This window comes from Parabacteroides sp. AM58-2XD (genome assembly GCF_003463685.1).
In the GTDB taxonomy this organism is placed as follows: Bacteria; Bacteroidota; Bacteroidia; order Bacteroidales; family Tannerellaceae; genus Parabacteroides; species Parabacteroides segnis.
This window is the reverse complement of sequence record NZ_QSDP01000217.1, coordinates 1-1,929: the sequence shown is the minus strand read 5'-3', so window position 1 is coordinate 1,929 and position 1,929 is coordinate 1. Positions and strand designations below refer to the sequence as shown.

General features: G+C 38.9%; 2 protein-coding genes and 1 pseudogene. 1 reads left to right on the top strand and 2 read right to left on the bottom strand.

Translation table 11 applies throughout. The features are described from left to right. Nucleotides 1-181: 181 nt before the first annotated feature. Together DXA15_RS24895 and DXA15_RS24890 are read right to left on the bottom strand one after the other, a co-directional pair. On the bottom strand, nt 182-925 hold the full coding sequence (locus DXA15_RS24895; protein WP_010803150.1) for a NigD-like protein: 744 nt from the start codon (nt 923-925) through the stop codon (nt 182-184). Nucleotides 926-1,033: 108 nt separating this feature from the next. After that, nucleotides 1,034-1,432, bottom strand: a pseudogene (locus DXA15_RS24890) (transposase); the annotation flags it as partial. 190 nt (nt 1,433-1,622) lie between these two features. On the opposite strand from DXA15_RS24890, the gene DXA15_RS24880 reads away from it, so the two are divergent. After that, complete coding sequence (locus DXA15_RS24880; protein WP_128135829.1) at nt 1,623-1,796, top strand: histone H1; 174 nt, start codon at nt 1,623-1,625, stop codon at nt 1,794-1,796. The last annotated feature ends 133 nt before the right edge of the window (nt 1,797-1,929 follow it).

Genomic DNA, 1,929 nt, shown 5'->3' with positions numbered 1-1,929 from the left:
ATTCGTATGGCAGATTTTACCAGACAAAAATCGCATATGGGAAAGAATTACGCAAAAAACGGTCGCTTGAAAACATTCATCTCTCAGTCAATACAAAAAGAAAGGCTGTGTCGTAAATCTTAATTACGACACAGCCTCTTTTTGTTTTAGCAGATTAAATCTGCTTCGTATGTTACACTATTTATTTTAAATTCAGCACACTCTTATCGCCTGTAATTTCTACTTTTGCAGGAGTGGATTTACGAGTGCAGTAGTCAAACTCTGCCGATTTATCGCCGCTAAACGATTTCCATTTCAGTTTCAGCTTAACAGTCTTACCTTCTGTGTCCGGCAGTTCATCCAGTTTGAAAGCGACCAATCCGTCACCTTCCGTTCCGTAGACATCTCCGTAAGCATTGTGACGAAACTCTACTTCATAAGGATTAGCCGGATCTTTACTTACCAGTAAGTTTACGAAATGAGCCTTGCTACGATCTCCCCACAATGTTCTGAAACGGAGTGTCAGGTAGCCATCTTCTGCAATTGTTACCCAGTCCTTAATCATTTCTACTGGGTCTGTTCCATATACAGAATCGTTATCCACTCCCAGATCCGGAGCGATTTGTTTTGTCAGAATACTGTCTATCCAATTAACATGGACAGCTTTAGTATAGCCTTCACTAGGTTCGTTTACTACACTGAAATTGACCAGTGCTCTAACTTCTTTATCTCCGTAAGGCGAAGAAGTCAAGTTTGCCGGTAATAATGTTGTTGAGTCATCCAATTGCAGGAAGAATGAGTTATCACTAACCGGTTTTACTGTCACAAGGGCGTTTGGCGTTAGATACCCATAATAATAGTTATCATCATCATCCAAACAAGATTGAAAGGTTAAAGAAGTAAATAAAACTCCCGTGGCCATTAAAAATAATTTCAACGTCTTCATAGCTTAATATCACTAAATTATTAAATTGTTTATACCAATGAAGATGGATAAGAGCCTGAAAATGCTGCAAGAGAAGTTGATAAAATATATTAATAGAAATTTATACACCTATTGTATCTCCTGATCAAAGAGAATAGGTATGCCTTGTAGTCCTGCGAAAGATTGTGCCGGTTTTCCTTGCGTGACCACCACAAAGGCTTGCCTTACAAGTTTGTTGGCGACAGCAACGACCGCAACCTTGCCTGGCTTGCCATTAGACCGCAAACAGTCGAAACATGCCTTGCACTCGGTGTTGCACCTAAGTGATGAGAATGCCGCCACATAGAGCTGGCTTCTGAGGCTTGAATCCCCGTTCCGGTTGATGTGACCTTTGACATTGACTGACGTACCGGATTGTTGATAAGTAGGCGACAAGCCCAAGTAACGGGTAAGTTGCTTGGCGTTATCAAAGTAGGTAAACCCACCGGTGGCTACGATGAGCGCGGCTGCCAGCGTTAATAAAAGTCCGGAAAAGTGTTAAATTTAAACCTGGCAAACAGTTGCTGGAGGCTTTAAATAAGTAGGAGGAGGCTGTTTAATAAATCTTTTATTAATATTCGGCACTTGAACAGAGATGTTTTGTCAATTTTTGTTGCTCATGATATAATTATTTATATTTTTGTGCTTCGATTTAATAATAAGAAATATCAAAAGTAAAATGAAAGAGTTAGTAGAGAAAATTAATGCAGCGATTGCAGAATTTAGCACAAATGCTAATGCACAGGTTGAAAATGGTAACAAAGCAGCAGGTACACGTGCTCGCAAAGCTTCTTTGGAACTTGAGAAGTTACTGAAAGAATTTAGAAAAGCATCTATCGAAGCAGCTAAATAAAATTTTATTTCAGTTATAAGAGAAGGGGGTGTGTCAAAATGTACATATCCCCTTAATTGTGTTGCAAAGCATGTAAAACAAAGAGTCAAAAAAACGTTATAAACAGAATAAAATGTTTCCTTTGTAGAGTTGT